Source organism: Herbaspirillum sp. RV1423 (assembly GCF_000577615.1).
In the GTDB taxonomy this organism is placed as follows: domain Bacteria; phylum Pseudomonadota; class Gammaproteobacteria; order Burkholderiales; family Burkholderiaceae_D; genus Herbaspirillum.
The window spans coordinates 1-22,263 of record NZ_CBXX010000006.1 but is presented as its reverse complement, the minus strand read 5'-3'; the positions used below and the strand labels follow the sequence as shown (position 1 = coordinate 22,263).

The 22,263-nt window shown below is 52.1% G+C and carries 20 protein-coding genes; 13 read left to right on the top strand and 7 right to left on the bottom strand.

The window, feature by feature from the left end; all coding sequences use genetic code 11:
• Positions 1-7: 7 nt before the first annotated feature.
• On the bottom strand, positions 8-1,360 hold the full coding sequence (locus tag RV1423_RS08125; RefSeq protein WP_051516571.1) for a HAMP domain-containing sensor histidine kinase: 1,353 nt from the start codon (positions 1,358-1,360) through the stop codon (positions 8-10).
• Complete coding sequence (locus RV1423_RS08120; protein WP_034295268.1) at positions 1,357-2,019, bottom strand: response regulator transcription factor; 663 nt, start codon at positions 2,017-2,019, stop codon at positions 1,357-1,359. Before RV1423_RS08120 ends, RV1423_RS08125 begins: the two co-directional genes overlap by 4 nt.
• A 339-nt stretch (positions 2,020-2,358) precedes the next feature.
• Here RV1423_RS08120 and RV1423_RS29735 point away from each other — a divergent pair, with 339 nt between their 5' ends.
• From RV1423_RS29735 to RV1423_RS28995, 11 genes are all read left to right on the top strand, one after another.
• Positions 2,359-2,541: a hypothetical protein gene (locus tag RV1423_RS29735; RefSeq protein ID WP_155835050.1), complete on the top strand. Its 183-nt coding sequence runs from the start codon at positions 2,359-2,361 to the stop codon at positions 2,539-2,541.
• A gap of 239 nt (positions 2,542-2,780) precedes the next feature.
• Positions 2,781-3,218 (top strand): universal stress protein, encoded by a 438-nt coding sequence (locus tag RV1423_RS08115; protein ID WP_034295266.1) that lies wholly within the window; start codon positions 2,781-2,783, stop codon positions 3,216-3,218.
• A gap of 65 nt (positions 3,219-3,283) precedes the next feature.
• Complete coding sequence (locus RV1423_RS08110; protein ID WP_051516570.1) at positions 3,284-4,288, top strand: cation diffusion facilitator family transporter; 1,005 nt, start codon at positions 3,284-3,286, stop codon at positions 4,286-4,288.
• Complete coding sequence (locus RV1423_RS08105; protein WP_034295265.1) at positions 4,263-6,794, top strand: cation-translocating P-type ATPase; 2,532 nt, start codon at positions 4,263-4,265, stop codon at positions 6,792-6,794. The genes RV1423_RS08110 and RV1423_RS08105 overlap by 26 nt, the downstream gene beginning before the upstream one ends.
• A gap of 254 nt (positions 6,795-7,048) precedes the next feature.
• Positions 7,049-7,483 carry a hypothetical protein gene (locus RV1423_RS08100; RefSeq protein ID WP_034295264.1) on the top strand — a complete coding sequence of 145 codons (435 nt, stop codon included), beginning with the start codon at positions 7,049-7,051 and terminating at the stop codon, positions 7,481-7,483.
• A gap of 147 nt (positions 7,484-7,630) precedes the next feature.
• On the top strand, positions 7,631-8,005 hold the full coding sequence (locus RV1423_RS08095) for a PepSY domain-containing protein (protein ID WP_051516569.1): 375 nt from the start codon (positions 7,631-7,633) through the stop codon (positions 8,003-8,005).
• Positions 8,002-8,472 carry a DUF2271 domain-containing protein gene (locus tag RV1423_RS08090; RefSeq protein WP_034295262.1) on the top strand — a complete coding sequence of 157 codons (471 nt, stop codon included), beginning with the start codon at positions 8,002-8,004 and terminating at the stop codon, positions 8,470-8,472. Before RV1423_RS08095 ends, RV1423_RS08090 begins: the two co-directional genes overlap by 4 nt.
• A gap of 11 nt (positions 8,473-8,483) precedes the next feature.
• Positions 8,484-10,703, top strand: a complete 2,220-nt coding sequence (locus RV1423_RS08085) for a PepSY domain-containing protein (protein ID WP_034295260.1) — start codon at positions 8,484-8,486, stop codon at positions 10,701-10,703.
• The gene (locus RV1423_RS08080; protein WP_051516568.1) at positions 10,687-11,661 is read left to right on the top strand and encodes an FAD:protein FMN transferase; all 975 of its coding nucleotides are present in this window, start codon (positions 10,687-10,689) and stop codon (positions 11,659-11,661) included. Before RV1423_RS08085 ends, RV1423_RS08080 begins: the two co-directional genes overlap by 17 nt.
• A 420-nt stretch (positions 11,662-12,081) precedes the next feature.
• A complete protein-coding gene (locus tag RV1423_RS29000) occupies positions 12,082-12,270 on the top strand; it encodes a DUF1289 domain-containing protein (protein WP_081768751.1) in 189 nt (62 codons plus the stop codon).
• 860 nt (positions 12,271-13,130) lie between these two features.
• Entirely contained in the window at positions 13,131-13,463 is a 333-nt protein-coding gene (locus tag RV1423_RS28995) for a multidrug efflux SMR transporter (RefSeq protein WP_081768750.1), read from the top strand.
• 95 nt (positions 13,464-13,558) lie between these two features.
• On the opposite strand, the gene RV1423_RS08075 is transcribed toward RV1423_RS28995, so the two are convergent.
• Complete coding sequence (locus tag RV1423_RS08075) at positions 13,559-14,512, bottom strand: aromatic alcohol reductase (RefSeq protein WP_034295656.1); 954 nt, start codon at positions 14,510-14,512, stop codon at positions 13,559-13,561.
• Positions 14,513-14,697: 185 nt separating this feature from the next.
• Here RV1423_RS08075 and RV1423_RS08070 point away from each other — a divergent pair, with 185 nt between their 5' ends.
• Positions 14,698-15,594, top strand: coding sequence for a LysR family transcriptional regulator (locus tag RV1423_RS08070; RefSeq protein ID WP_034295258.1), 897 nt, complete (start codon positions 14,698-14,700; stop codon positions 15,592-15,594).
• A gap of 212 nt (positions 15,595-15,806) precedes the next feature.
• On the top strand, positions 15,807-16,184 hold the full coding sequence (locus RV1423_RS29730) for a hypothetical protein (RefSeq protein WP_155835049.1): 378 nt from the start codon (positions 15,807-15,809) through the stop codon (positions 16,182-16,184).
• A 32-nt stretch (positions 16,185-16,216) separates the two neighbouring features.
• Here the strand turns inward: RV1423_RS29730 and RV1423_RS08065 are convergent, their stop codons facing one another.
• The 4 genes from RV1423_RS08065 to RV1423_RS08050 are packed head-to-tail and all read right to left on the bottom strand — an operon-like array spanning position 16,217 to position 22,072.
• A complete protein-coding gene (locus RV1423_RS08065; RefSeq protein ID WP_034295256.1) occupies positions 16,217-16,693 on the bottom strand; it encodes a hypothetical protein in 477 nt (158 codons plus the stop codon).
• Entirely contained in the window at positions 16,681-18,879 is a 2,199-nt protein-coding gene (locus RV1423_RS08060) for a hypothetical protein (RefSeq protein WP_034295254.1), read from the bottom strand. Before RV1423_RS08060 ends, RV1423_RS08065 begins: the two co-directional genes overlap by 13 nt.
• Before the next feature lie 2 nt (positions 18,880-18,881).
• Complete coding sequence (locus RV1423_RS08055; RefSeq protein WP_231502115.1) at positions 18,882-20,750, bottom strand: hypothetical protein; 1,869 nt, start codon at positions 20,748-20,750, stop codon at positions 18,882-18,884.
• A 56-nt stretch (positions 20,751-20,806) separates the two neighbouring features.
• On the bottom strand, positions 20,807-22,072 hold the full coding sequence (locus tag RV1423_RS08050; protein WP_034295655.1) for a site-specific integrase: 1,266 nt from the start codon (positions 22,070-22,072) through the stop codon (positions 20,807-20,809).
• Positions 22,073-22,263 lie beyond the last annotated feature (191 nt).

Sequence of the window (22,263 nt, the reverse complement as noted above, 5' to 3'; positions counted from 1 at the left end):
GTTGAAGCTAGGACTTCGCCGATGGGGGAGCGCTAAATTGCTTAAATTTCACAGCAACGCTCAAACCGTAAGGCGGGTAGGGGTTGGCATGACCAAGTTCAATAGCTGCTCCCATGTTGTCTGCCGCTGTCTTGACGATGGAAAGTCCCAGCCCGGAGCCGGCTTGTTCATTGCCAAGAACACGAAAGAACGCGTCAAATACGCGTTGCCGGTCATCTTCCTGAATGCCCGGTCCGTTATCGACGATGAGCAATGTTGCGAGCCCCTCCGTTACGTCAATTGACATATCGATGCGGCCGTTTTTCGGTGTATAGCGAATAGCATTGTCGACCAGGTTCTTGACCAAGATTTTCAATTCCATTTCATCTGCTGCGATGCTGATATCTACATCGTTGGCCATTCCCACATCAATCTTTTTTTGTTCTGCCTGAGGAATCAGATCTTCAAGTACAAGGCGTATTATTCGCTGCAACGAAACAGACGTATGCCGATTCGGTTTGCCTTCCTGGATACGTGCCAGCGCCAGCAATTGATTGATCAGCGCTTGTGTCCGGGCCATACCCTGTCTCAATGTGATGACGCGCTCTCTCGCCGCCATGGGCATGTCGGCTTCTGACAGGCGCTCAGCTTGCAACGAAAGTGCCGTCAGCGGTGACCGCAACTCATGAGCGGCATCGGCGACGAATCGCCTCTGAGTGTTTACAGATCGTTCGACACGAGATAGCAGTCGGTTAATTGCCGCGACAAAAGGCTTTATTTCTTGAGGGAGCTCACTCTCGTCCAACAAGCCAAGTTCTTGTTCCGGGCGTGTATCCAGACTCAGCGCAAGCGACCTGACCGGTCGGAACATTTGCTTTATCAATATGCCGACCAGGATAATCAGGAGCGGAAGTAGTATCAGGAGCGGTATGAGTGTCCGCAGCGCGCTGTCTTTCGCGATCTCATTGCGCACGGAGGTTGGTTGAGAAACGGCAACTCGCACACCGTTATCCAACGGCTTGATAAATACCCGCCAGTCGACGGCGCCGATGGTAATTGTCTGCACACCGTCAGGAAGATCATGCGGCAAAGCCAGAGCACTGTCCCCTTGGTCGGATACTTCGTCGGCGCTCCTTTGCATCAGCATTTGTATAATGACGCGGGAGTCGTCATCGCCGGTCATGACACTTTTCGCATTGCGCGGAGTCTGGCTCAGATGCTGATAGTCGACCAGTGCCGCGACTTGCCTTAGTAGGTCGTCCTGAAACTCATTGGCTTCGTGAAACGCCAATCCGAAAGACATTGCCACGCCGCCCAAGGTCACCATGACAAGGCACCCCGCCAGCCAGATGGAAAGTCGGAATTGCAAAGAATGATTCATTCTCCTTTGGAGACCAACCATCCTACCCCCCTGACATTTTTTATCGTGGAACTGCCAAGTTTCTTTCTGAGAGAATGAATCAGGAATTCAACGGCGTTGCTTTCGACTTCTTCGTTCCAACCATAAATTCTGTCCTCCAGCTCCACTCGCGACAGAATTGCCCCTGGTCGGATCAACAGTGCTTGCAGCAAAGAAAATTCCCGGGCCGATAGCTGCGTTGCCACACCGTCAACCGTCACTTCGCGGCTGGCCGGATCGAGAGACAACATACCGTTGGACAGAGTAGGGGTTGCAATGCCCGCGTTGCGACGAACGGTTACGCGGATTCTGGCAAGCAATTCGGACATTTCAAACGGCTTGAGTATGTAGTCATCGGCGCCGCTGTCTAGACCCTGGATACGATCCTCAACGGCGTCTCTCGCACTGACAATTAAAATCGGCAGAGAATTTTTGTTTGCCCGTAGCACGCGAAGTACCTCAAGGCCATCTTTGTGCGGCAAGCCCAGATCGAGCAGCATCGCGTCATAGTGTTGACGATGCACTGTACTCAGCGCGGATTGTCCGTCGCGCACCCAATCTACTGCGTAACAGGCATCTTTAAGCGCTTGCGAGATCGCTTCGCCTATCATTGCATCATCTTCGACTAATAGAATTCGCATCTGCTTACGTTGAGTTCCTGTAACTAATAAACTGAGGTGGATTACCAACCACCATAAATACAAATGCCTCTTGTTTCGCAGCGTCAGTAGCATGTCAATCCTGTGGATGGAGAGCCAAGATTAGCAATATGCCTGACAAAACTTAGGAAAGACATAGTTCTGCTATGTTGACGTCCTTCGACGAACCCCAGTGTCTGTTGCAATTCCTCCGTTGTTCTTGATTTGTAGTGAACGTCTAAGTCTGGCCTAAGTGTCGCGCATTACCATCAATTTCGTCAGCAGTATTTTGCGGACAAGTATAAGGTTTTCCATTTCTCTGAAAACATCAAGGAGTACGACATGACTTCCGCAATCAGCAGTGCAACAAGAACAGCCTATGCTCCACCACCTCCGACTACAGCTACCGCCAATGCAGGACGCGTCGATGGCGATGGCGATCATGACGGTAGCAAGGCAGGGGAGGTTGAAAAGCCTCGTCAAATGAGTGGTAACGTTGGCAGCATTGTCAATACAACGGCTTAAACTCGTCTGCCGGCGGGCCACTTCCAAGCGGCTCACTTAGGTATGTCTGGCAACGCACAGTGCGGGACATACCTATGTTCTACAGTTCACAAAGAGCTGCCTGATCCTCTTCTCCTCAACAGATTTCCAATATCAACAGTCATTAGCGCATTGCTGTGTTCGGCTGACTTGATTCAGATCAGTGAAGCGCCGTTTATTGCGCGTACGATGAAATTGATATTTCTCAATCCGGAGTGTGCATGTTCAAGAAGATACTAGTCCCAACCGATGGATCTGATCTATCGAACCGCGCCGTCAGAGCGGCAATCGAGTTCGCCAAAGATCATGGAAGCGCAATCGTCGGGCTTTCAGTTGCGGAGATATCCAGGTATTTTCCTATTTCTCTGATTGGTGGAGGCGATGACCTTGTAATGCTTGCCGACTCAATCCGCCAGCAAGCAAGAGATAATGTGGAAATCATCAGAGATCTTGCTGAGAAATCAGGTGTGCCCTGTCAAGTTCATACGGCGGAAAGTGCTAATCCTTCGGACGAGATTCTGATTGCGTCCAAAAAGTATGCTTGCGACAGTATATTTATTGCGTCACACGGTCGTACCGGCCTCGATAAGCTATTGCTCGGTAGCCAAACGCAAAAAGTATTGGCATACAGCAAGATACCAGTCATTGTCTTCAGATAATCCGAGCGCGCGTTGATGTTGTTAATCCATGGCGCTTGTTTCCACCAATCCCTATTTATTTCGCTATGAACTACAACGATTTTTCCGATGACACAGAAGACACCACGCATAGCCAGCTGGATCGCGCCAAAGCAGCATCGCAAAGTACTTGGGTAAGCGTTGGGGTCAATCTGCTGTTGACACTACTGCAGATTACCGTTGGGATATTTTCAAAGTCTCAAGGATTGATCGCTGATGGCGTGCACTCGTTGTCCGATTTGGTTGCTGATTTTGTCGTTCTCTTCGCGAATCATCATAGTAAGAAAGACGCTGATGAAGAGCATCCCTATGGGCATCATCGATTTGAAACTGCAGCTTCGCTGATATTGGGCATGTTGCTCCTGGGCGTCGGGATTGGCATGCTGTGGTCGGCGGTTGTGAAACTGGAGAACCCCGATAGTGTGCAACAGGTGCATATCATTGCCTTGTGGGTGGCGTGCGGCGCGCTGTTAGCCAAGGAACTTCTGTTTCGTTACATGCTTCGCGTGGCCAAGCGAGTCAAGTCCGGCATGTTGGTGGCGAATGCCTGGCATGCGCGTTCGGATGCGGCTTCCTCATTGGTTGTCGGTGTCGGCATTATCGGTAATTTATCGGGATATCCGATCCTAGACCCTATCGCTGCGCTTATCGTCGGTGTCATGGTGGTCAAGATGGGCTGGGAATTCGGATGGGATGCATTGCATGATCTGATGGATCGTTCCGTTGATCAAGATGAAGTCGATGCCATTCGCAGCACACTGCTTGCGACACCGGGCGTGAGCGGCATACATGACGTACGAACACGCAAGATGGGTGACATGATCGTGGTTGATGCACATATTGAAGTAGATGCTCAAATCACCGTCGAGGCCGGACATGACATTGCCGTCCTCGCCAGGCAACGGGTGCTGCAACGTCATCGCGTACTCAATCTCATGACGCACATCGATCCCTGGCATCGTCCGGATCTGGATCACTCGCTGGCATCGTCGGCGGCAACTCAAGCCAGTGCAGAAGGGCGAGCCCATGAATATAAAACCGGAGGAACATAGCGGTCTCAGTACGCCAGAAGCAGCTCGTCTACTAGCGCGGGACGGTCTCAACGAATTGCCCGATACTGCCAAGCGGGGATTGCTGGAGTTGCTGCGAAAAATGTTGTCAGAGCCGATGTTTTTGCTCTTGATTGCCTGCGGCGCAATTTATCTTGTCCTCGGAAATCGACAAGAGGCAATGATGTTGCTTGGATTTGTATTTGTCGTCATGGGCATTACGTTCGTACAGCAAAGACGTGCAGAAAACTCACTCAGTGCACTGCGCGAGCTGTCCGGCCCGCAAGCGCTCGTCATCCGCGATGGAAAAACAATCAAGATTTCCGGACGAGAGCTAGTGTGCGGAGACATTGTTCTGCTCTCCGAGGGTGATCGTATCCCTGCCGACATATCACTGTTGGAAGCATCCAATCTGACAGTCGACGAATCGATGTTGACTGGCGAATCCGTGCCCGTTTTGAAGCAAGCTGCTTTAAAGGAAAATCATGCAGCAGGGGTAAAAGAAGGCGACTCTGCCGGGATCGTTTTTTCCGGTACCCTGGTAACGCAAGGAACGGCTCGCGGTTATATCATTGCAACCGGTGTTCACAGTGCGCTGGGAAAAATAGGCGCATCTCTCGATGGGTTAGGGCAATCGAGCACGCCGATTCAGATTGAAACACAACATGTCGTGCGTTATGTCGCGATTGGCGGCGTTGCTCTGGCTGGCCTTCTGGCTTGTATTTACTGGCTGATCACGAATGATTGGCTGGAGGGAATTCTTGCTGGACTTACTCTGGCAATGGCTGTCATTCCGGAGGAACTCCCGGTCATTCTGATAATATTTCTTAGTCTGGGGGCTTGGCGGCTGTCTCAAAAAAACGTTCTGACACGCCACATTCCTGCGATGGAGCAGCTGGGGGCGACTACCGTACTGTGCGTCGACAAGACGGGAACACTCACCGCCAACAAAATGGTGCTGCAGCGAATCTGTTCCGAATCCTCGGAGTATGACGTGTCGCTGCCAAACCAATCGGGCTTGCCGGAATCCTTGCACGAAGTCATGGAGTTTGCCGTTCTCGCCAGTCACAGACGTGCTTTCGATCCGATGGAGACCGCAATCGCCGATGCTGGAAAACGCTTGCTGGCAGACACGGAGCATTTGCACTCGGATTGGGTCCTTGTTGAGGACTATCCTTTGTCGCCAAAAATGCTTGCCATGTCTCGTGTTTGGCAGTCACCTGATCAGCGCTCTTTGATGATTGCTGCAAAGGGTGCTCCAGAGGCGATTGTTGATCTATGTCATCTGGATCCTGTCAGAGCAGCCGCCATTGCTAAGCAGGTGAGCGTTATGGCTGCAGCCGGCCTGCGGCTTCTCGCCGTCGCCAGAGCAACTTTCAAGACAGAGAAGCTACCAGATAACCAGCACGACTTTGACTTTGAATTCCTTGGCTTAGTCGCGCTTGAAGACCCGATACGCGCTGACGTTCCCAAAGCAATTGCGCAATGTCGAGAGGCTGGTATCCGCGTCATGATGCTTACCGGAGATCATCCCGCAACGGCCGCGTCCATCGGCAAGCAGGTCGGATTAGGTGGCGACGGAAAAGTCATGACAGGAAGCGAACTTGCGAGGCTCGACGAGAATCAGTTGCGCCAGCGAATCGCGGATACCAGTATTTTCTGCCGTATTCATCCGGAGCAGAAATTGAGGCTGGTTCAGGCGCTGCGTGCACAGGGTGAAGTTGTGGCGATGACTGGCGACGGCGTGAACGATGCTCCGGCGTTAAAGGCGGCAGATATTGGTATTGCAATGGGAGCGCGTGGAACCGATGTCGCGCGCGAGGCTGCGGACATTGTCTTGCTCAATGACGACTTTTCTTCGATTGTCACGGCGATACGCCACGGACGAAGGGTGTTTGCTAATTTGCGTAAGGCTATCGTCTTTGTGGTTGCGGTACACGTACCGATTGTCGGCTTGTCTATCGTCCCGGTGGTGTTTGGGTGGCCAATTGTCTTGATGCCGGTACATATTCTTTTCTTGCAGCTCATTATCGATCCTGCTTGCTCAATTGTCTTTGAGGCCGAGTCGGCTGAGAAAGACCTGATGACGAGTAAACCTCGTTCTCATGATCAGCACTTGTTTGATGTCAAGGTTCTTCGGCGAGGTTTGTGGCAAGGAGGCGGACTCTTGCTTTTGTTGCTCGGCGTTTATGCTGAAATGCGCCACATTGGAAATCCGGATGAGATGTCGCGGGCACTGACATTCTTTGTACTGGTTCTCTCCAATCTTGGGCTGATTTATGTCAATCGATCCTGGGGGGCTACGCAATGGAGAACTTTCAATGCCAATAGATATTTGGGTTGGATAGTTCTACTTGAGTTGATCCTCCTCGCTACGGTACTCGAGGTACCCGCGATTAGCAGCGTATTTTATTTTGCAGCGCCAACACTACTGATGCTGGCGGTGGGCGTCTTGGTATTTCTCACAGCATTGTTCTGGCTGGAGTTCGTAAAGCGGTTAGACACATGAGGTTTGACGAATCAAAATCTAGAAACAGGACCATATAGATTGAACAATCAGTGAAAGCAAAGATATATCACCTGAACTATCTTAGCCTAGTCCCTTATATTTGATGTGCATCATATTACTTTCTCAAGAAGGGAACTATAGTCGGCTTGTCGTGTGAAGCGGCAACCTAACCTTAAGCTGGCAGTACTCCTGACATCAGGATCTCCTCAATAGCGCGTTCTATCAATTTACGATCAGGGCAGACGACCAACACCATGAAAACATATATCGTTGCATTAGTAGTGTTTGCGGTAGGAGTCCTCAATCCTGCCGCTCCCGCATGGAGCGTGGATAAGGTTACAGATGCCACTCTGGTAAAGCGCCAAACAGCGTTGGTTCCCAAGCTAACGGAATTGGTTGCTGATGCGGGCGGGTTCCCGCCCGCAAAAGTTGTCATCTCCGTAGCGCCCCACCAAATATCGATTGCCGTTGCTATTAAAAAAGGCAAGGAAACGGCGGCCGACCGCGAAATCCAAGCGGCGCAAATGAGTTCCGCAGTCGAAAATGAAATTGCTGGCAAAGATGAATTCGGGCAAGTGATGGTCATTCATGTGAATTATGTTGAGCGGCATGGGAAGAGTGCACCGCTCATCCAAGGCTACGATTTCTTCAAGAGCCCCGAAGGTGCGTTTGTGCTGCACAAAACATAAAGATCGATGGCGTTACATACACCGTCTAAAAACAAGTGATGTTTCGCTGGGAACATGCGGTGAGTAGCCCCCGGATCGGCAAGCGATAAAAATGCCTGTCGATAGATTCGCCTCTGCGACATCCCTATTCTTACCGAGGAGTAAGACATGACCTCATTGCGTACGCTCGCTGCACTAGCGGGGTTGGTGGTGTTTGGGACAAGCGGGATAGCTTATGCCGATACTGATTGCAACGATCCAATCGCTGAATGGAAGCCACGTGAATTGCTGCGTCAGCAAGTCGTACAGCACGGTTGGATCGTCCACCGGATCAAAGTTGATGACGGCTGTTACGAAGTAAGAGCAACTGACCGCATGGGTAATAAGATCAAGGCTAAGTACACCCCATCATCGCTGCACATTCGCAGTCTCGAGGTTGAATTCGGGCCGACCGCCGACGCGTCGGATTATGTTGGGCCGTTGCAACCGAAGTCCAACCCTCGAGAACAAACCGTTCCTTCCACTAAAGGAAATATTCCATGATAAAAATCATCGTTGGCACCTGCGTGGCGGGTGCCTTGGCACTGCCCGGACTAGTGCAGGCCCGCCCTGTAGTTCTCACCACCCAATTGCAAAGCTACGGCGGCAACGGTGCCTATTTGGCGATTTATATTACCGACGCGGCCGGCAAGTACAAGAAGACCTTATGGATTTCTGGAACCAAGGAAAAATATTACAAGCACATGAGCGATTGGGCGCGCGGCAGCGGGCTCAATGCGCGTGAATTTGACGGTCTCACTGGCGCCAGCGTTGGCAGTGGAAAGTCGCTCAAAGTGACAGTCGAAGTGGCTGACGTGCTGATCGATGCCGGATATGAAATACGGGTCGACAGTGCGGTCGAGGACGGCCGCGATACTCCTGCTGATGCCCGAGTCCCACTCACGAAGCAAGGTGCAGGAAAGCCGGTCAAGGGACGTGGCTACATCAAGTCCTTCAACTATGAAATGTAGGCCCTGTCAGCATGTTGCGCCAGCTCCATTCATTCCCCGGCCTAGTCAGCGTCCTGCTGGTCATTCTGCTTGGAATTACTGGTGCCTTGTTATCGCTCGATCCCGTGCTCGACCGACTTGGCACTAGTCTGCCGGTAGGTGTCAGCGTGGCCGAAATGGCGGGCCGGGTGGTGCGCCATTTTCCGGATGCGGAACAGATCCAGCGCACTCCTTCCGGCGCGATCATCGTCTACTACAGCACGGATAGCGGCGCCCGGGTCGACCGCGTCGATCCCGTCAGCGGTAAAGCAATCGCCCCCTTTGTTCCCTCGGTATTTTCGCGCACGGTCAAGCAACTGCACAGGTCCTTGTTGCTCGATACCCCTGGCCGGATTGCCGCTGGTATCACGGCACTAGCGATGCTGGTGCTCTGCACATCTGGCGTCTTGTTGGTGGTTAAGCGCGTCGGTGGATGGCGACAATTACTTGGGCCGCTGTACGGCAGCGGCAGCCAGCGTATGCACGCTAAGGTTGGCCGGATGGCTGTCGTAGGTCTGCTGTTATCTGCGCTGACCGGCACGTATATGTCGGCGGCGACCTTCGGCTTGATTAGCGACGGCAATCAGGCCGAGCCCGACTTTCCAGCAACCACGTCTGGCGGAACACCGGCACCTGTATCGCGCTTGCCCGCACTGGTGGCTTCCGATCTCGCCGACTTGCGCGAACTGGTCTTTCCGATTGCAGGGGACCGATCCGCTGTGTACACCCTGAGAACGGTTCAGGGTGACGCCTATGTCGACCAGTCAACCGGTGCGCTGCTCTCCTACCGTGCCCACAGCGGCGTACGCGAAGCCTATGAACTGGTCTATAAACTGCACACGGGCGAAGGCCTGTGGTGGCTGGGCTTCGTACTCGGCCTGTGTGCCTTGGGCGCGCCGTGGCTTGCGGTCACCGGTGCGACCGTCTGGTATCAGCGGCAGCGCGCCAAACCACGCATGATCGGCAACAGCGCTGAGCAAGTAGCTGATATCGTAATTCTAGTCGGTAGCGAAAACAACAGCACATGGGGTTTCGCCCGCGTCTTGCATGACGGTCTCCGCAAAGCCGGCAAGGCGGTTCACACGGCACCTATGAACCAGTTGTCGTCGCGCTATCGCGCGGCCACCAAACTATTCCTGCTGACGGCAACCTATGGAGACGGCGGCGCCCCCGCTTCGGCCAACCAGTTCCTCGCACTGCTGGAGCAGGTGCCCGCAAATCCAGCGACGCAATTTGCCGTCCTCGGTTTTGGAGATCGCCAATTCGCGAAATTCTGTCAATATGGTAGCGACGTGGACGCAGCAATGCTCGCCCATGGATGGCAGCGCATGATTGATCTAGCCATGATCAACCGTCAGTCGAGCCAGGAATTTGCCCGATGGGGGGATGCTGTCGGTGACCGGATGGGCATAGAGCTCCAACTCGAACATGCGCCGGCCCATCCGCGCACCTTCCATTTGTGCCTGCATGAACGTATCGAGTATGGCGTGCAAGAACTCGAGCCTACAGTCGTGTTGCGCTTTGGGACCGGCCAGGCTACGGCGGATGCCGGAATGATCGCGCGCCTGTTCCGTCGCAACCGCATGCCCCGCTTTGAGGCTGGCGACCTAGTAGGTGTTATGGCGCCCGGAAGCGCGATACCACGATTCTATTCCCTCGCCAGCGGCGCACGTGATGGCCTTGTCGAAATCTGCGTGCGCAAGCAGGCCGGGGGCGTGTGTTCGACCTACCTGCATGGACTCCGGCCTGGCGAATGTATCGAGGCCTTCATTCAGCCGAATGTTCAATTCCGGCCGGCGTCCGGCAAGGCGCCAGTCATCCTGATTGGGGCCGGCACTGGGATTGGTCCGCTCGCCGGATTCATCCGCAATAATACGGGCAAGCATCCGATGTACCTGTATTGGGGCGGCCGCGACCCCGAATCCGATTTTTTGTACGAGCCGGAACTGCGTGCCTACCTCGCTGACCGCCGACTAACCCAACTGCACACGGCCTTCTCCCGAATAAAGAATGGCGTACACGTGCAAAATCGGCTTATCGACGATGCCGACAATATGCGCAAGCTCATTGCGGGCGGCGGCCAGGTACTCGTGTGCGGCAGCAGCGCGATGGCGTCTAGCGTAAGGCTCGCGCTCGACGCTATTCTCGCTCCACTCAACATGAACGTTCAGGCACTCAAGGCCGTCGGAAGGTATCGTGAAGACGTCTTCTGAACAGCCAGTGCTACCCACCTTGCAGCGCTACAGCCTTAACGGCGAGACGATGGGCGGGCGCTACACGGCCGTTTTCTACGCGTCCGAGGCAATAGATACGGCCGCCATCGGCGTAAGCCTGTTTGCCGCGGTAGACAAGGTAGACCAACAGATGTCGACCTGGCGCCGCTCATCCGACCTGTGCCGTGTCAATGCCGCAGCCATAGATACGTGGGTTACCGTCCCGGAGGACCTGGTCCTCGTCATGGAGACTGGTTTGCGGATTGGCCAGCAATCGATGGGCGCCTTCGACATTGGTGTGGGCGAGCTAGTGGATAGCTGGGGCTTCGGCCCATCCCAACACCCCCCGTTGTCGCCCGCAGCGCTGTCTACGACGCGACACCGTCCGGCCAGCGCAGTCCTTGAAGTCGACCGGGCACGCGGCCAAGTGCGTAAGAAGGCGCCCATGGCAATTGACCTTTCTGGTATCGCAAAGGGCTACGGTGTAGACCTTCTCGCACAGTGCCTCGATGGCTGGGGGCTTGCCAGCTACCTGGTTGGCATTGACGGAGAAATGCGCGCACGCGGATGCAAACCAAGTACCGCGCCATGGGCCGTCGCGATCGAAAAACCCACCTATGGCGTACGCGAGGTATCCGGTGTGATGGAACTCCAGGATACGGCTATTGCAACCTCTGGCGATTACCGCCGCTGGGTCGATATCGCTGGTAAGCGATATGCGCACACGATGCATCCGGCCTTGCAAAAACCCGTTTCGAACCGGCTTGCAGCGGTGACCGTCATGGCATCCAGCTGCATGCTTGCCGACGCCTGGGCGACAGCGTTGCTTGTACTGGGCGAGCGCGACGGCCCCGTACTGGCTCAGGAACGCGGTATCGATGCCTTGTTCGTGCTTCGCGACGGTATAAGGTTCCAGGAAATTCTCGTCCTCGGTGGTAAGCTGGTTGAGGTGAACTAATTTGCTGTACTTGCGAAACACTTTCGAAGTACCAAGCAGGCTATTTATACCCATTCCCTCGAAATGTTGATTTGCGCGTGGATTTGACCCACCTTTGCAATGAATGATGACCTTACCTAGCAATTCAATATCTCTATGAGACTTGGTGCTTCAAGCGAAATAGTGGGGCAATGAATAGTGCAAAATAGGGGCAATCAGAGCTGCAAATCAACAGTCCTGACCGGAACCGTCGTCATCAGCGCTTCCTTCCAGTACCCTCTAGCCTGTGGCTAACTAGACTTGCTTCCTCCGCCCCAAGATTCCCTCTGGCGCACGCCGCAATCGCTTAATTTTTTATGCAAACTCTGGAATTCCTATTGAAAAACCATCGTCCGCCAGCATGTCTGTGGCCATCTCAATCGAAACAACCAGGAATCGAAGGTGAGTAAAGAAGTTAACAGCCCTTGTGTCTCACTTTGTTATCTGAAGCACGATGTCTGCACTGGGTGTGGCCGCTCCAAATCTGAAATCAAGGATTGGAAGGGCATGAAACACAAGGAGCAGAAGGTGGCCGTGGAGCGCGCGGCGGTGCGGTTGAAGGAGATACGCAAGAAGGAACGAAAAGGCTAACGCGAGCAGCAGAGTAGATCGCCTGTGTCTTCAGATTTATTCAAGAACGGCGCATTTCCGTGAGGTGTTTAGGTCATTCTGGAGAATCGGTTTTGAGGCCCTTGGCGAAGCCAACGAGTTCTGTCCTTGTCATTGACACGATCATTAAGTGGCCGGGTTAGCCGCAACCTCTCGTTAGCTAGTCTTTCGACCGGTTCCGAGCACCATCGGTTTCCCGATGCCTCTATCCCGAATTCATCAGTTGAATCCGTTGCCCAACAAGGTGAAAACTCATGGCGCCGACTATGCCCTCACCAAAATGTGCATATTCCAGTGAATTTGGGCACATAGTTCAACAACGTGGACATCGACTGTTCAGCAACGCGGACAGTTGACCAGTGAATAGACGTGTTTGACAGACAGATACTTGAATTATTTTCAAAGTCTGTAATCGGTCAGGAGCGGACAAATAACCGCGTCAATCCACTTATAAAAGAGATAACTAAGCTACCTCTCAGGTCTACGTCGTTGGCCGTCCACGAAAGGCTGCAATCGGCCAGCAGCGAACTTCGTGTCCGACCAATTATTTTGTTGGGTCTGTCATTGGTCGGGGGCGTAAATCATCCCGACCAACTTTGACTAAAAGTATTGTGCCCATTAAATCGACCGATTAACTGCGACGCTCCCGACCGACTTTATTCGCTGCAGTCAAACATGACCACAATGAATAAAGTTGGTCGGCCCCGAAGAAAGTTGCTTGAGACTCGCGACTGCAATAAATAATTTTGGTCAGAACACTGGTATAGTGCCGACTGAATTTTGGGGTACCGCTCCCACGCCTCTAGCCGCGCTCGGTATAAGCGCAGGTTTCAGAGGTAGTCATGAGCTCACCAGCATTTTCTTGGTTTCTCCTTGCCGTCAGCGTGATAGCGGAAGTCGTAGGCACCGTTGCACTGCGCTATACAGACGGATTCACCCGTGCTACTCCCTCAGTAATCGTAACCCTTAGCTATGCAAGTGCCATTTGGCTCATGTCAGTATCTGTTCGCCACCTTGAAGCTGGGTTGGCATACGCAGTGTGGGCAGGATGCGGAACGGCACTAATTGCCCTCCTAGGAATTTTCTGCTTCGGAGAATCAACGGCACCGCTTCGATTGGTAGGTATTGCATTAATCATTAGCGGAGTCGTGGCACTCAATTTGAGTTCGTCGTAAAGAGTCAATAGTGCCGGCCGTAATCGGCCAGTTGCTGACATTGCGAAAACTCTAAGGAAAAGGAAGGGCCAGGAGTCTAGCCCTCGGGATGACGATTACTTGCTGCGGCCGGAAATCAGGTTTACATTGATCCACGACGCCACGTCGGTAACCGCGAGGGCGCGTTGACTATTGAACGTGCCACTCTTATCCCAAGCGACACCCCGTCCTTGAGCAAAGGCTGCACGGTACTTGCGCATCATATTGTGCGGGTCGCGGGCCAGTTCGCCCAGCAAATACTCCTCGCTCCATTCCGAACGGGTAAAGGGGCGACCGAGGGACATTTCCAGCTTGTCGGCGACCTCTCCGTAAGTCACGGTATCGCCGGCTAGATAGACAATCTCGTTCCGGATTCGAGGTTTTGCGAACATGACCTCGGCAGTTAACGCTCCGATATCATCGGGAGTCGTCAATGTCACAGCGGTGTCGAGGCTGCCCAGTGCATGGACTGCGTCGTTTTGTAGATCAACAACGCCGAATTCGGGCTCAAACAAGTAGCTCATAAACATGCCGGTCGAAATAATCACCCACTCAGTCTGATGCTGACTGCGCAAAAGCTCTCGCACGTCCAACTGTGCGTCGAAAATGTCCTGCGGACTGCCGCGTCCGATCACGTCAAAATCCACGCCGAACTGCCATGGAAAATATCTTGGGATTCGTGCCTCCAAGGCAGCGCGCGCTAACTTCATTGGCGTGTCGATTCCCGCCGCATAACCCGCGCAACCGAGTACTGTGTCATATTTTGCGAATACTACGGCGAGCTCATCAATGGAGCTCTTCACAAGATCGCCTACGACGATCTCGATCCCAAGATCTCGAATCTCCGCGATATCACGTTGCTTGCCTGGTGTACTGGACTCAACGGCACTTGCGCGCAGCAGGACGCTGATCTTCACACCGTCGATGCTCTTCGCGCGGTGCGCAAGACGGCGTAGCACCGGTAGGCCGAGTTCACCGGCACCGAGCACGAGAATGTTTTGCGACATGGCGTTAGGATCTGCTTGGTTCATCGTTAGCGGTACAAGCAGTTGGCGGTTTTGATCAGACATGGTTGATTATTCCTGTAAGTTTGAGTGCCTGAACTGTAGCTATTCTGATGACGCAGAAAAAGTAGCCCTAGAGGTTTTCATCATGCAGAAAACGCGAACAATCTTGGGTTATAGTGCCGTTTTATCTATCGCTACCAGGACAATGCATGGATCGCGTACAAGCAATGCAGGTATTTCTTCGCGTGGTGGAAAGCAGGAGTTTTGTCCGCGCAGCAGAGACCCTGGGCTTACCGGCGTCATCAGTTACCGGCATCATCAAGAGACTAGAAAAACATTTGCAGACACGCCTACTCAACCGTTCCACCAGAAACCTCAGCTTGACGCCAGAGGGGGAGCGATACTTTTACCGCTGCCGCGAGATACTTGACCTGATTGACGATACAGAATCTAGCCTGCACGGGTCTGCTGAACGGCCGCAAGGGCGACTGAGAGTGGATATGCCCGGCGGCATTGCACATGTCGTCATCCTTTCTCAGTTGGAGCAATTCCAACAACGTTACCCCGATATCTACCTAATGATCGGCATAAATGATCGTCAGGTTGACTTGGTCCAGGACGGCGTCGATTGCGTGATCCGTACCGGTAGCCTCCATGACTCGACGTTGGTCGCGCGCCGCTTGGGCGACTTGCGCTGGATCACCTGCGCATCACCGTCCTACTTAGACGAAAAGGGTATTCCCGAGGATCTGAAGGATCTGCAACGCCACCGGGCGGTTCACTACTTTTCCAGCACGACGCGGCGGGGAGGCGAGTTGCATTTCATGGAGGCCGGAGACAGCGTCAATGTTCCGGTTCCCGGCACGGTTGCAGTTAACGAGACTGGGTTGTACATCAAGCTGGGCCTCGACGGACTTGGCCTGTTACAGGTGGCTGAGATTTTGGTGGCGGACCATTTGCGGAACGGAGAATTAGTCGAGGTACTGGCCGGCATGCGACCGGCACCTGTGCCGGTATCTCTGGTCTACCCTCATCACCGCTTTCTCTCTCCGGCGATGCGAGCGTTCGCCGATTGGACAGCCAAGCTGTTCAGTAATGTAGGTTAAGGGGAGGAAGTCGCCGGTCAGGTCGGATGGGGCTACCCAGATTGTCGGAGCGGTGTTCTATCCAGTAAAAATGGTGACCATGGTGCCGAACTTGACTGACTGTCCACAACGCCGATCTGACCGGCCAGCTACGCCGGTTTAGGTGTCCAGTTCAGACCGAACGTAGTGTCGAAGAGCGGTCGAAATATGCAATTGCGGAGGGAATGCTGCTGATGTCGCAAAAAAAGCCCCCCGTACAGGAGGCCTTTGACTTTTTTTTAGCGGCACAGCGGAATCAATTTCCGACCAGCTTTATTCATTGTGGTAATGGCCTTGGTTCAAGACAACCGTCTGCCCGCGAAAGACTTTCGCATGCGAAAGTCGGACGGCAGCATACTCTAGAGTATCAAATGGAAAAAGTGACAATTTCGAACGAAAAGGAATATAAAGCGGCACTGCGAGAAGTTGAGCCGTATTTTGACAATGAGCCGGCAATTGGCTCATCAGAAGCTGAACGTTTCGTCCTTTTGCTAGAGGCAATAGAAGCCTACGAAGATATTCACTATCGAATAGACCCTCCCGATTCTCCAAGCCATTCAGAGAAAAAATGAGGTACTTTCGCATGCGAAAGTACAAAGCACTTTTACGTCTCTTTTGGAACAATATCTAAGGTCTTCCCATAGCGCGCGATTTCTCGCCTCAGCCTAGCCGCAATTTCTCTTTCTCTGATCGTTTCATCCTCTGCTTTCACCCTCGCGGTAAAATGCGCCAACGCCTCAGCTTTGTATTTTTTTACCTGCTCTTGCAACTCCGCCTTGTCTAACCGAAGACGTGTAATGAGTTCGCTATGCGTCGTCGGCAATCCTGTTTTTCCAGCGGCCGCTTGTTTGATTAGTTCTCGTACGCGAGGATATCGGCATCCATTTGCGAGCGCGATGAGCGTACGCGCTCGTCCCGCCTCCAGAGCCACAGAAGAGAAATTGATCTTAAGCGTTCCCTTTGCTTTCCGTATCTTGAGCGTCTTATTCAGGGGTTCGTCATTAGTCAATCGCTCGATGGCTGCCAAAAAGTCCCGCTCTATGCCATCTTGAACGGGCGCTTGCTGCTTTAATTTGGGCATAGCTTCCCCGATCTAGACAGAACAGTATGATCAAGCCTAGCGATGTCTGCCCCAAATTTCTTTAGAATTCCTTTGGCTTGCTCGGCGCGAAAGCGGACTTCACGAAATGAGCCATCCGCTACCCCTGCCATTTCGGCAGCGATCAGCGAAAGCTGGCTTGCCAAGTAACGATCAGACCAGAACTGCTCATGGCTCTTGTCCATGATCGCACATGCGCAACCGGCACACAGGCTCGGCGCACGCGTGCTGGAATTCGGCGCCCAACGCACCCAGACCGGTGTTTTTGATACATCATGGCACCGCATCTCGCTGCTTCGTGATGGACAACAGGTAGCGTGCGCGGTAAAGAACATGCGAAGTTCATTGCGATTAGCCCAAGCCACTGTCTGAGACCATTTCTCCGAAGCAGGAAGATCATTGATATCTTGGCGTAACTGGTCCAGAGCGAGATCTAGCTGTTCCCCCATTCGTCCCGCAAGCTTTATCTTTCCCGTCACCGTTTCAAATAGTAGAAGATTCCGTTTTTGTACTGAGACAGAATTCAGCGCCTCTAATAACATCGGGTTGTTCCCTATGTAGCTGCCTTCCGTCATCGCTAAACTCAGGTGGTGAAACTGCATCTGAATCGCTGGAAGCAATCGGGAATCACAGGCTAACGCGTATTGTGCCCAAGTCTTTCGTAACATGTGAGTCCGAAAGACCTGGCCCCGGCTTTCCCTCCACGGTACTAAGTCATTCTCTGTTATGTGATGGGCACTCTGGTCCGGAAGATTGGATAGATCTACCCAGGACATGATAAAGCGTTGAATGTGTGCGTTCAGGTGCTTTACCCCCATGGAGTCGGCTGTGGCATGAGTGCGTCGAAGGCCCTTGCCATGAGAGATAGACAGAAACAAGTAAGCAGTGCGTGCCCGCTCCATCCAAGGAAGCTGCAATGCGTTAACTATGCAAAGCGCCTTCACGGCAAGTGGAATTTCGCTACTTCCTGCTGGCCGCATTCCTAGCACCCAGTCCACTTCACGAGGCGCTCCTTCTTCCGTTTTTGAAATAGCGCTGCGGATGACAAACCACTCGTACAAACCAGTAAGGCTTTCTTCAATTCGTACTTCTAATGGCAGACCGGTATCTTGATCGATGCCAGCTCTGATGCTTAAAAGCTCAGACGCCCGCATTCCGGACATTGCCTGAACGATAATTGCAGCCGCATCTCGAACGGCCTCCCAAAGGTGAGCTGCCTGCCGCTTGCCATCGTATTCGGAAGAAGATTCTTTGCCTCCAAACGATATTGGTTCATGCCAGGGCTGGCGCTCTCCAGCAACAATGCCGAACTCAAACTTGTCAAGGAAGCGTCTTACTCGTCGATGTCTCGAACAATTTGTCAGACCTGCCTTATGTGTATAGGTACTTCGGAATGTCGATTTAACTGTCACCATCGAGCCAGCTAGCGGGTCTGTGAAAACATTCATAAGACGAAGTACATCGTTGGCAGGTGTTCCTAAGAACCAAGCAGCTTTGTTGAGTAGAGGTAGCGCGACTTCATCTGGTAGCGGTGGTATTAAGTTGCTTACCTTAATAGATAATTCGCGACTTATTTGCTCCGAGTTCTTCCCGTCAAAAGGATGCGCCGCCATTGGCTTAACTCCCATTCGCGAAAGACTGTGCCGTTGACTCCAAAGTTGAGAAACAACGAATAGTCCGCGCGCAAAGGCATGTCTGGATAACTCGGCGTCAACGCAACGGGCTGCCATAATAGGAGCAATATGTTCCATGAAGCATTTAACTACTTGAGGAGTCAATTCATGAGGATCGTGGTAACCGACTTCACTCATCCATGAAAGAAGGTAGTTGAATGAAGTTTGCAGGTTGCTCATTGATCCAGTAGCCCTAATTCGCCCATTCGCAGGAATGACAATCAACGTTAGCAAGAGCAACTTTGCCCAGTGCAATCTCTCTGCATGATGTGCCTCTGTGAGCTGACTACCGTCTGATAGCACCATCGCCCAGTTAAGCGTCGAATTCGCTTTAGCTGCGCCTGGTATATGGTTGAAAAATACCCATTTGTCGTCGCTGAATTTGCTCTGTTCGCATACTCTGTATTCGTTCAGTTCCTCATGACTTAATTCATGGAGCTTTTTCGACAATTTTCCGTGTTCGCTCGATCGCACACATTCGCTATTAGCAGTCATAATCACTCCACATTCATCAGTGTGATTGATATCTTGCGGGACTCTTCCATGATTTTTTTCGGTATCTGCTTCTGCAGTGCTTTCAAATCAGCCAATACCGGAACCCAGCGTTCAAGCCAAGTCTTCGAGCTCATTGCAGACTGGCTTTGGAAGATAGCTCGCTCTAAAGCTACATAGTAGGCAACACTGACTAAGTCGTATGGATGTGCCGCGGCCAAAGGACATGAAGGACATCCACCGTAGTCCTTGCAAAGTTTCCCTGCTTGCTGTCCAAGTCGTGGGGAATTAAATGGATCCAGGCATGTGAAACCTGGGGTCGCAGCGCCTTTGTCCTGACCGAGTTCAAAGCGTCGCGGATCCACAACTCCTTTGCTGTCAATCCATCGCTCGCGCATCATCATCACTTGCCCAATCCGCTCCCTATATCGCTTTCTCACTCCGTCGCTTGTGTAGTGAGTCCATGTCGTCGTCGGATTGCGGTGATTACCAACCTTTTGAGCAGCTTCTAGGCTGCCATGCGATAGCTGTACTAGATCAAGAATCGTTGCTCTTAGCTGTCCCAAGCTGAAGACCTGTAGCCCATTTTCTGCAATGAATTTTTCGAGAGAGAGCATCCATACCACATCCCCCGCCAGAGAAAAACCTGGTTTCTGCCCAAAACTTTTAGGTTTTTTAGCTCTTTGAGTTTGTACTCCAATAAATATCCGATCGGCATGCCTCTCTGGAACAAGAGGTCGTATTCTTGCGGTGATCCGTTGAAGCGTTAACAGTAATTGTTTTAAACTAAGCTTTGATGATGCCGCAGCATCAGGATCTAACAGGCGCACCAGATCTTTCGACGCTCGGTTTTTTTTGCCAACAATTTCAATTGCTGGGATACCGGCATGCTCCCTATCGAAAGCAATGTCCTCCCAATTAAGACCCAGTAGTGTGTCAGGGTTGAATACCGTCGTAATGGCCAAGAGGAGGACAAATGGAACTAGATGCCGGAACGATGGGTAGAAATGGGATGCGATGATATTCTGAGTGTGAATGTATTGCACCGCCGCTCCCAGTGGCCGGCTATCCGCTTGAATAAATGGTAGATCCGGAATAATTCCGGGATAAGCATGGTCAAGCGCTGCGAGACAAATCGACAGATCTTCGTAGTCCTTTTTCCTTAATGGCCTTGTTTTAGACAGCGCCAAAAATCGCTCTGCGCCCTCCGCAAGCAACTCTCTAGTGTGATCGAAACGATGAGCTGTCGATAGAACCTCACGTTCTGAAGCTTCAATAATTGATAGGATATCCCCAAGTCCCATCACCTCCACCGGACAGCTTTTTCTCGTCGCACCAATTGGACCAGACGGAACCCTACTCGCGATGCTCCTGGCCATTGCGGCCCAAGGGCCAACAACTGTAGCGCCGAGAATAGTTCTGATACAACCTAGATAGGCAGCGCTAGTCCGTGGGTGCAATGATTTTCCACCTTTTCCCTTAACAGTTAGTAAAAAGGTACGAAAACCAATCAGCAACTCATCATCGATATCCTGTGGCTGCAATTCCCTGCGCCAGCGGCTATTTAGATAATGATAGAAGCCACCAATCAGACTCGATATCGCCGACAAACGTGTTGCGGGTGTCCGTGTGGCGCCCCATTGAATATATGCATCGGCGAATAAAGGGGCCAGGTTCGGAAAATCAAGCAGGAAACTCAGATCTAAGTGCTGCGGTTCTCGCCCCATGTTTAAGGAAAAAATCGCAGTCAGCGTCGGCAGGCCGGTTTTAGCATGCTCTCCATATTCCAACCGTGATGACAAGATTGGTTCTACTTTATTGACGCTGCCTGTTTTTTTTCGAACTTGAGCTACTACTACCGCTGCGGTAGACATTTCCTTTCGCCTCCTTACGCCTTGCACTAGCGTTGGATCGGCTGGTGGGGGTATTTTCATAAGCCCAACATCTTTCTGACGTCAAACAAACCTGGCTGGTCGGTAAATATCTCGACGTGCGATAGGTAGGTATCAATCGTGGTCTGTAGATGGCGGTGACCGAGCTGAGCCTGGATCTTCTTCCAAGGCTCGGAATTTCCATTCGCGCGTTCGGCGTGATATGTCAATACGGCGTACGTGTGACGTAGGTCGTGGATGGAGTGCTTGGGAGCTTGCGTAAGAAATCTTAGGCCGCTGAGCGGAACTTCCTTCTGGACAGTCTCCACAATGCCAAGCGTCAGACAGGCCTGACGAAACATCTTCTGGATTGCGCTATTTGTAATGGAATGCCCCGGTGCTTTTGAAGTCGCATGAGCCAACAGCAGATTTATTGGTTTGCTTCTCGCAACAGATTTGCAGGCTCGCAAAGAGACGGCTCTTTCGCCAACGATATATGCGAGCAAATCCATGACAAGCCAGGTTGGAATTCCAACTTGGCGAGTCTTTTTTCCCTTGCCGTGGTAAATCGTGACAGGCAGATTGGTAAATGGTGAGCTGACGTCAGGCACAAGACTCAGAAACTGAAGCGTTGTGAGTCGATTAATTTCATCGAGGCGCAAACCTACTGCCCACCCCAAGTCGAAGATCAACCTGTCGCGAGCAGGTCGTAAATCGCCATCCCGGTGAGCGGCTTGGGGACCTACATGATTTAGCAAGCCCTTCAAGTCGGTCGCCATGATAGGGTGCAGTTTCATGGCTGGCCGGACCTTGGGCAACGCATAATCTCTGTTTGCTGATCTGGGAGAAGACTGTATGTGCGCTAGGAAATCACGGTCTATCGGTGTTCTGAATTCTATTTTTTGCGATTTTCCGATATCACCGAAATACGAATCTTTGGTAGAACAGAATTTGTGAAACTCGCGAATCACAGTCATGTTGTCACGGATGCCAGCAACACCGTACAAATGTCCCGTTTTGGGACTTATAGCGCTCAGAAAGGCTTCGCGATAGCTAATCCGATCTTCTTCACTCGCATCTTGCCAATCCTTGTCTACGGCCTGCAAATATTGAAACCAGCTTTTCAGCGCATAGGCAGCCTTAGCCCAAGTGTGTGGGCTTTGCTGCGATCCAGATCGTACATACCTTTCTGCCAAAAAGATGGTCGGAGCTTCAAATAGGACTACTCGATCGTTCCATTCGAGGAACAAGGCTGGAGCACCAGCCTTGAGTCCTAAAGACTGGATAGGATTAATGAAAAGTACAATATCGGCCGCTCGAAACATGTTCATCCCTCCGTCGAATGGACCAAGATGCCATAAACAGTTTTTCCGCTGAGTAGTACAGATTAGTGCACGATTTGTGGTGGCGATAGGTAAAAATAAACATCTAACAATTCTTTAGTTCTCGAACAAAGTCTCAATGAGAGCCCTCGGCAGCCACAGGGAAATGTGGAATTTGATGCATTCCACATTTC

What these genes read in the sequence shown, in the direction of transcription:
- RV1423_RS08085 (WP_034295260.1), top strand. Translation starts at nt 8,484, where the DNA reads ATGTTGCGCCAGCTCCATTCATTCCCCGGCCTAGTCAGCGTCCTGCTG.
- RV1423_RS08110 (WP_051516570.1), top strand. Translation starts at nt 3,284, where the DNA reads ATGAACTACAACGATTTTTCCGATGACACAGAAGACACCACGCATAGC.
- RV1423_RS08125 (WP_051516571.1), bottom strand. Translation starts at nt 1,360, where the DNA reads ATGAATCATTCTTTGCAATTCCGACTTTCCATCTGGCTGGCGGGGTGC.
- RV1423_RS08090 (WP_034295262.1), top strand. Translation starts at nt 8,002, where the DNA reads ATGATAAAAATCATCGTTGGCACCTGCGTGGCGGGTGCCTTGGCACTG.
- RV1423_RS08075 (WP_034295656.1), bottom strand. Translation starts at nt 14,512, where the DNA reads ATGAACCAAGCAGATCCTAACGCCATGTCGCAAAACATTCTCGTGCTC.
- RV1423_RS08050 (WP_034295655.1), bottom strand. Translation starts at nt 22,072, where the DNA reads ATGTTTCGAGCGGCCGATATTGTACTTTTCATTAATCCTATCCAGTCT.
- RV1423_RS08100 (WP_034295264.1), top strand. Translation starts at nt 7,049, where the DNA reads ATGAAAACATATATCGTTGCATTAGTAGTGTTTGCGGTAGGAGTCCTC.
- RV1423_RS08115 (WP_034295266.1), top strand. Translation starts at nt 2,781, where the DNA reads ATGTTCAAGAAGATACTAGTCCCAACCGATGGATCTGATCTATCGAAC.
- RV1423_RS08060 (WP_034295254.1), bottom strand. Translation starts at nt 18,879, where the DNA reads ATGACTGCTAATAGCGAATGTGTGCGATCGAGCGAACACGGAAAATTG.
- RV1423_RS28995 (WP_081768750.1), top strand. Translation starts at nt 13,131, where the DNA reads ATGAGCTCACCAGCATTTTCTTGGTTTCTCCTTGCCGTCAGCGTGATA.
- RV1423_RS08105 (WP_034295265.1), top strand. Translation starts at nt 4,263, where the DNA reads ATGAATATAAAACCGGAGGAACATAGCGGTCTCAGTACGCCAGAAGCA.
- RV1423_RS08065 (WP_034295256.1), bottom strand. Translation starts at nt 16,693, where the DNA reads ATGCCCAAATTAAAGCAGCAAGCGCCCGTTCAAGATGGCATAGAGCGG.
- RV1423_RS29730 (WP_155835049.1), top strand. Translation starts at nt 15,807, where the DNA reads ATGTCGCAAAAAAAGCCCCCCGTACAGGAGGCCTTTGACTTTTTTTTA.
- RV1423_RS08095 (WP_051516569.1), top strand. Translation starts at nt 7,631, where the DNA reads ATGACCTCATTGCGTACGCTCGCTGCACTAGCGGGGTTGGTGGTGTTT.
- RV1423_RS29735 (WP_155835050.1), top strand. Translation starts at nt 2,359, where the DNA reads ATGACTTCCGCAATCAGCAGTGCAACAAGAACAGCCTATGCTCCACCA.
- RV1423_RS08055 (WP_231502115.1), bottom strand. Translation starts at nt 20,750, where the DNA reads ATGTCTACCGCAGCGGTAGTAGTAGCTCAAGTTCGAAAAAAAACAGGC.
- RV1423_RS08070 (WP_034295258.1), top strand. Translation starts at nt 14,698, where the DNA reads ATGGATCGCGTACAAGCAATGCAGGTATTTCTTCGCGTGGTGGAAAGC.
- RV1423_RS08120 (WP_034295268.1), bottom strand. Translation starts at nt 2,019, where the DNA reads ATGCGAATTCTATTAGTCGAAGATGATGCAATGATAGGCGAAGCGATC.